Source organism: Streptacidiphilus pinicola (assembly GCF_003258295.1).
GTDB classification, from domain to species: domain Bacteria; phylum Actinomycetota; class Actinomycetes; order Streptomycetales; family Streptomycetaceae; genus Streptacidiphilus; species Streptacidiphilus pinicola.
In genome coordinates, this window is the sequence record NZ_QKYN01000011.1 from 24,324 (window position 1) to 31,027 (window position 6,704).

General features: G+C 73.0%; 6 protein-coding genes. 4 read left to right on the forward strand and 2 right to left on the reverse strand.

Annotation, left to right across the window (positions count from 1 at the left end; genetic code table 11):
- Window positions 1-199 precede the first annotated feature (199 nt).
- The 3 genes from DN069_RS02920 (at window position 200) to DN069_RS02930 (ending at window position 1,902) form a co-directional block, all read left to right on the forward strand.
- Window positions 200-772 (forward strand): hypothetical protein, encoded by a 573-nt coding sequence (locus tag DN069_RS02920; protein WP_111499197.1) that lies wholly within the window; start codon window positions 200-202, stop codon window positions 770-772.
- Between the two features lie 84 nt (window positions 773-856).
- Complete coding sequence (locus tag DN069_RS02925) at window positions 857-1,330, forward strand: hypothetical protein (RefSeq protein WP_133259813.1); 474 nt, start codon at window positions 857-859, stop codon at window positions 1,328-1,330.
- 236 nt (window positions 1,331-1,566) lie between these two features.
- A complete protein-coding gene (locus DN069_RS02930; protein ID WP_111499199.1) occupies window positions 1,567-1,902 on the forward strand; it encodes a hypothetical protein in 336 nt (111 codons plus the stop codon).
- Between the two features lie 255 nt (window positions 1,903-2,157).
- Here DN069_RS02930 and DN069_RS02935 read toward each other — a convergent pair whose 3' ends face one another.
- Both DN069_RS02935 and pruA read right to left on the reverse strand, forming a co-directional pair.
- Complete coding sequence (locus DN069_RS02935; protein WP_111499200.1) at window positions 2,158-3,087, reverse strand: proline dehydrogenase family protein; 930 nt, start codon at window positions 3,085-3,087, stop codon at window positions 2,158-2,160.
- Between the two features lie 119 nt (window positions 3,088-3,206).
- A complete protein-coding gene (gene pruA, locus DN069_RS02940) occupies window positions 3,207-4,835 on the reverse strand; it encodes an L-glutamate gamma-semialdehyde dehydrogenase (RefSeq protein WP_111499206.1) in 1,629 nt (542 codons plus the stop codon).
- A gap of 196 nt (window positions 4,836-5,031) precedes the next feature.
- Between pruA and DN069_RS02945 the strand changes: the two genes are divergently transcribed.
- The coding region (locus DN069_RS02945; protein ID WP_111499201.1) for a helix-turn-helix domain-containing protein at window positions 5,032-6,704 on the forward strand (1,673 nt) is incomplete at its 3' end.

Here is a 6,704-nt window from a genome sequence, read left to right on the forward strand (position 1 = left end):
TCCGCGTGGGCGGTCGGTGCTGGTCGAACACCATGATGGCCCGGACATGACGCCCACCGGGCCCGAACCACGCGCCCTCACGCGGACGGGTGACGCCGGCGAGGTGTGCCGTCCTCACCCGGCAGGAACGGCGATTGCCACCGCGGTGAGGCGGCAGCCGTGTACGATCCCGCCGACGATCACCTGCAGGGGGGAACCGATGGCGATCAACATCAGGCGCGCCACCGCGCTCACGGTCTCGGCGGCATGCATGGCCGTCATCCCGATCAGCGGCGAGGCGGCGGCAGCCGCGAAGCCGGCGGTCCGGACCGCGCACGCCGCGCAGTCGGTCAAGCCCAACGCCCTGTACGAGTGGGTCCATGGGGTACCCAACAGCCTCAGGCGCGGGGGCACGATCGTCTTCAGCCTCTGGTACAAGCAGACCTCGCGTCACACGATCAGCGTCGACGACTACTACCTCGGCTTGATGAACACGACGGACCCGCGGAACCCGTGGTCCAAGGGCCTGTCCATCCAGCTCCTCGACCCGACGACGCACAAGTGGATCACCCCGGCGAAGCGCTTCTTCGGCCCGAGCGGCGTGGACTGGCCCTACGTCGACGGTGGAATCCCCCTCAAGCCGAACGCGGTCGGGCACGTCTACCTGCGCGTCACCTTCGGCCGCACGGCCCGCCTCGGCCGCTGGGTCATCCAGCCGCAGATCGGCGGCTGGAGCGGCACCGGAGGGCTCGACTACAACACCCCGTACGCCCGCATGACCCTCGACGCCTGAGGTGGCGGTCAACTTTCGGGCCGGGCCGGCGGGCGTCCATGTTCCTCCGCACGTCCATTATGGGGGAGCGAGATGCGGCCGAGCATGCGCCAGGTGATTCGACCGGCGATCCTCGCCGTGGGTCTGGCGGCGTTGGCAGGTTGCTCCGGCAACCCGTCGGCGCCCGCCACGCACGCTGCGGCCGGCTCCGCCGCCCCGGCCCGGCCGATCAGTGACACGAGCACCCCGCCCGCGCTCGACGGCCCCGGCCAGGTCCTGCTGCAGGCCGCGGGCCGCAACGGGTCGGCAGAGCTCGGCACGGTTCCGCGCATCCAGCCCGGCACCCTCACCCTCGTCGTCGCCTGCAGCGGGCCCGGCACGATCACCGTCGACCTCGGCGGGATCGCCTCCTACAGCGGCGTGGACTGCGATGGCGACTCCCCCGGGCAGTACGACGTGATGGAGAGGGACTCCGCCTCCTCCCAGGTCCGGGTCTCCGTCCGCGGCGCGAGCTCCGACCACTGGGCCGTCACCCTGGGCTGGTCCCCCACGACGTCCCCGCAGCCGACCCAGAACTGACCCCGGCCGTTTCGCCGATTCCGCTCGGCACCTATGCTCCTGCGATGCTCGGCTCAACTGGCCTGCCGCGCAAGCACTTCACCGGCCTCGGACACGATCCGGTTTCGACGCCCGACCGTCTCTGACGGACCGTGAGCCGGCCATGCTACGTTCCGCTTGCACACACTTCCTGCACAGATCCCCCGCTCTCCCTCCACGGTCGAGCGTGGGTCTGCCCTGCCCACACGAAGGACCCCATGAGCCCCAAGGTCATACTCGCCGTCTGCCTCTCCGCCGCGATCCTCTCCGGCGCCGCCTCGGGCGTCATCACGGGCGAACTCAACCAAGGCGCCCGGGGAGCGCGGGGCGCGGTCGGCGCCCCGGGGCCGCGCGGCCAGGTCGGCGCGGTGGGCCCGGCGGGCAAGTCCGGCAGCGACGCGAACCTCGGCCCGCTCGGGGTGTGCGTGAGCACCAACACCTCCGGCACCACGTTCTTCGTGGACGGCGTCTACCAGCCCGCGGTCATCAACGGCGTGCCCTCGTGCACGACCGGCACCTTCACGTCGATCCAGCCGGCCAAGCAGTCGCAGTAGCACCAGCGCCGCCCGCGAAGGGCCTGTTCGCGGGGCTGAAGCGGAAGCTCATGGACAAGGGCACCGTGAGCTTCTTCGCGTACCTGGCCGGGCCGACGAGCGTGGAGCTGTCGGCGGAAGGCGTGCCGTGCGGGCACGCAAGGGGCCCCGGCGTGCACGGGGGGAACACGCCGGGGCCAACTGGCCGGTCAAGCCAGTGACTTGATCGTATCGCCGCAGGCCGGAGGCCCGGAAGAGTTTGCCTCGAGGTACTTCTCAGCTCTTCGTCGCGAGGGCGCGGAGGAAGAAGGTGAGGTTGGCCGGGCGCTCCGCCAGGCGGCGCATGAAGTAGCCGTACCACTCGTTGCCGTAGGGGAGGTAGACACGCATGGTGTTGCCCTCGGCGATGAGGCGCTCCTGCTCCTCCGGCCGGATGCCGTAGAGCATCTGGTACTCGAAGGAGTCCGCCGCACGGCCGTTGGCGGCCGCCAGCTCGCCGGCGATGCGGATGAGGCGCGGGTCGTGGGAGGCGACCATCGGGTAACCCTCGCCCGCCATCAGGACCTTGAGGCAGCGGACATAGGCGAGGTCGACCTCGGACTTCTTCTGGAACGCGACCGAGGCCGGCTCCTGGTAGGCGCCCTTGCAGAGGCGGACGCGGCTGCCGGGGCCGCTGAACTCGGCGCAGTCGGCCTCGGTGCGGTGGAGGTAGGCCTGGAGGACGACGCCGAGCCAGGGGAAGTCCGCGCGCAGCTCGCGGGCGATGCCCAGGGTGGAGTCGGTGGTGGTGTGGTCCTCCATGTCCAGGGTGACCGTGGTCCCGACGGCGCCGGCCGCCTCACAGATGCGGCGGGCGTTGTCGAGGGCGACCTTCTCGCCGTCCTGGGGCAGGAACTGGCCGACCGCCGAGAGCTTGACGGAGACCTCGGCCCGGTCGGCGAGACCGCTCTCGGCGAGGGCGGCGAGCAGCTTCTCGTAGGCCTCGGCCGTGGCCGCGGCCTGTGTGGCGTCGGAGGTGTCCTCGCCCAGGTGGTCGAGGGTGATCCGGCGGCCGGTCGCGACCAGGTCGCGGGTCACGGAGACGCCGTCGACGAGGGTCTCGCCCGCGACGAAGCGGTTGACGATGGCGCGGGTGGGGGGCAACTGCTCGATGAGCTTGCGGGAGCGCGGGGAGCGGGAGGCCGCGAGCAGGGTGGAACGGAGCATGTCAAAACTCCAGGGCACGGAGGAGGAGAAGCAGAAGAAGTGGGGGTGGGTGCCGCGCCCCCTCCACGGGGGGAGTTGAGGGGGCGCGGCGGCTCAGGGAAGGGCGACGCGACGGGGCGTCAGCCCATGTGCGGGTAGCGGTGGTCCGTCGGCGGGACGAAGGTCTCCTTGATGGAGCGGGCCGAGGTCCAGCGCAGCAGGTTCTGCGCGGCACCGGCCTTGTCGTTGGTGCCGGAGGCACGCCCGCCGCCGAAGGGCTGCTGGCCGACGACGGCGCCGGTCGGCTTGTCGTTGACGTAGAAGTTGCCCGCCGCGAAGCGCAGCACCGAGGCCGCGTGCGCAACGGCCGCGCGGTCGGTGGCGAAGACCGCGCCGGTCAGACCGTACGAGGAGACCGACTCCATCTGCGCGAGCGTCGCGTCCCACTCCGCGTCCTCGTAGACGTGGACGGCGAGGATCGGGCCGAAGTACTCGTCGCGGAAGTACTCCGCGGCGGGGTCGGCGGCGACCAGGACGGTCGGGCGGACGAAGTAGCCGACCGAGTCGTCGCAGGTGCCACCGGCGAGGACCTCGACCTGTGGGTCGGCGGCGGCACGCTCCAGCGCGGCCTTGTTCTTCGCGAAGGCGCGCGCGTCGATGACGGCGCCCATGAAGTTCGACAGGTCCGCGACGTCACCCATGGTCAGGGACTCGGTCGTGGCCCTGACGTCGTCCTTGATCTGCGCCCAGAGGGAGGCCGGGACGTAGGCGCGGGAGAGCGCCGAGCACTTCTGGCCCTGGAACTCGAACGCGCCGCGGACCAGCGCCGTGGTGAGCGAGGCCGGGTCGGCGGACGGATGGGCGATCAGGAAGTCCTTGCCGCCGGTCTCGCCGACCAGACGCGGGTAGGTGCGGTACGAGGCGATGTTCTCGCCGACCGTCTTCCACAGGTGCTGGAAGGTCGGGGTCGAGCCGGTGAAGTGGATGCCGGCCAGGTCGCGGTGCGGCAGCACGACCTCGGAGACGGCCAGGCCGTCTCCGGTCACCATGTTGATGACGCCCTTGGGCAGGCCCGCCTCTTCCAGCAGCTGCATCAGCAGGTGCGCGGCGAACTGCTGCGTGGGGGACGGCTTCCAGACGACCGTGTTGCCCATCAGCGCGGGGGCGGTCGGCAGGTTGCCGGCGATCGCGGTGAAGTTGAACGGCGTGATCGCGTAGACGAAGCCCTCGAGCGGGCGGTGGTCGGTGCGGTTCCACACGCCGGGCGAGGAGATCGGCTGCTCGGCCAGGATCTGGCGGGCGAAGTGGACGTTGAAGCGCCAGAAGTCGACGAGCTCGCACGGGGTGTCGATCTCGGCCTGCTGCGCGGTCTTGGACTGGCCCAGCATGGTCGCGGCGGCCAGCGTCTCGCGCCACGGGCCGGAGAGCAGGTCGGCGGCGCGCAGGAAGACGGCGGCGCGCTCGTCGAAGGGCAGCGCGCGCCAGGCCGGGGCGGCGGCGAGGGCGGCCTCGACGGCGTCGCGGGCGTCGTCCGCGGTGGCGTTGCGCATGGTGCCGAGCACGGCGGCGTGACGGTGCGGCTGGACCACGTCGATCGGCTCGCCGCCACCGAGGCGCTTGACCCCGCCGATGGTCATGGTGAGCTCGACCGGCGCCTGGCCGCCCAGACGCTTCAGCTCGGCCTCCAGACGGGCCCGCTCGGCGGAGCCCGGAGCGTAACTGTGCACCGGCTCGTTGACCGGCGTCGGAATCTGGGTCACAGCGTCCAACACGCGCATGCTCCTCTGAGTTCTGGAGGTGTCGACTGTCCTCAGGATCGGACCGGAGGAGGGCCACCGCACGCAGTCGTGGTGCATGCGGTGGACGCTCCGCCCAGCGGATCGGGACGACGCGGTTCTCGCGTCGATGCTCACGCTAGGCCCGGAGGCCAGGGCCGCTCTTTGTCCGGTCGCATAGCATCCAGGTATGGAGCATGTCGGATCGGACAACCCTGGGGAGGAACTCCCGCTGCCGGCGCCGGGCGCCGTCGGGATCACCCTGAGGCAGCTGCTGATGTCGCTCGGCGAGCCGGTCGTCGAGCTCCAGTGCGCCCCGGCGGGCCTGGACGTGGAGGCCGTCGACGTCGGCCTGCTGGACCCGGAGGACCCGCCGGCCGCCCGGCCGGGCGAGCTGGTGCTGGCCATCGGCGTGCGCGGACGCGCGGCGATCCCGGCGCTGCGGGCCGCCGCGGCGGCCGGCGCGGCGGCGGTCGCGGTGCGGATCGACTCCCCCGCGCAGCGGGACACGCTGCGCGACTTCGCCGAGCGGGCCGGGATCGCGCTGCTGTCGGTGCGCCGCGAGGTCCGCTGGGAGCACCTGGACGCGCTGGCGCGCGCCGCGCTCGGCAGCGGGCGCCCGACGCTGCCCGCCGAGGGCGGCGCGGAGGAGGGCGACCTGTTCGCCCTCGCGCAGACCACGGCCGTGCTGACCGGCGGCATCGTCAGCATCGAGGACACCGCCAACCGGATCCTCGCCTACTCGCGGTCCGCCGACTCCGACGAGATCGACGATCTGCGCCGGCTCACCATCCTCGGCTGGCAGGGCCCCGAACCGTACCTGTCGAAGCTGCGCGAGTGGGGCGTCTTCCAGCAGCTGCGCGCGGGCGACTCCGTCGTCTCCATCGAGGAGCACCCCGAACTGGGGCTGCGCCGCCGCCTCGTCGTCGCGATCCGCTCCGGGGAGCGGCAGTTGGGCACGATCTGGGTGCAGGAGGGGGCGACCCCGCTGACCGAGCGCGCCGACCAGGCGCTGCTCGGCGCGGCCCGGGTCGCCGCGCTGCAGCTGATGCGGCGCCGCCGCTCGGTCAGCTCGGAGCTGCGGCTCACCCAGAACCTGCTCTCAGGCGTGCTGCAGGGCACCACCGGCGCGCAGTCCCTCGCCGGGCACCTGGGCCTCGACCCGAAGCGTCCGGCGGCGGTCCTGGGCTTCGCCCTGCCGGGCTCCGGCCCCGGCTCGGACGAGCTGCATCGCGACGAGACGCTCAGCCTGATGGCGGTCCACGCCGCGGCCCGCCACCGCAGCGCGCTGACGGCCGCGGTCGACGAACGCGCGTACGTGCTGCTGCCCGAACTCCCGCGCGGCGTCGCCCCCGCGACGCTGCTCGGCTGGGCCCGCGAGCTCGCGGAGGCCGCGACCCGCCACCTCTCCCCCGCGGGCGCGAGCTCGGGCCCCGCCCGGCGGGGCCCCGGCGGCGCGGGCGGCACGGGCGGCACGGCGGGTGATGCGGTCACCGCCGGAGCTGCGGGCGCCGCGTCAGCGACGGGCAGGAAGGGCGACGCCACCGGAGGCATCCTGGTCCGGGGGGCGCTCGGGACCGTGGCGCCCACGCTCGCCGGCGCCGCCGCGTCGCGCCGCGAGGCGGACCGGATCCTCGACGCGATGGTCTCCGGCCACGTCGACGCCCAGGTCGCCGACCTCGCCCAGGTCCGCGCCCAGGTCCTGCTGGCCGAGACCCTCGGCCTCCTCGCCGCCGCGCCCACCGTCCGCGACCCCCGCCTGACCGCGCTCCTCGCCCACGACGCCGAGCACGGCGGGCACCTCGCCCCCTCCGTCCTCGCCTGGCTCGACGCCTTCGGCGACGTCCGCGACGCCGCCGCGGC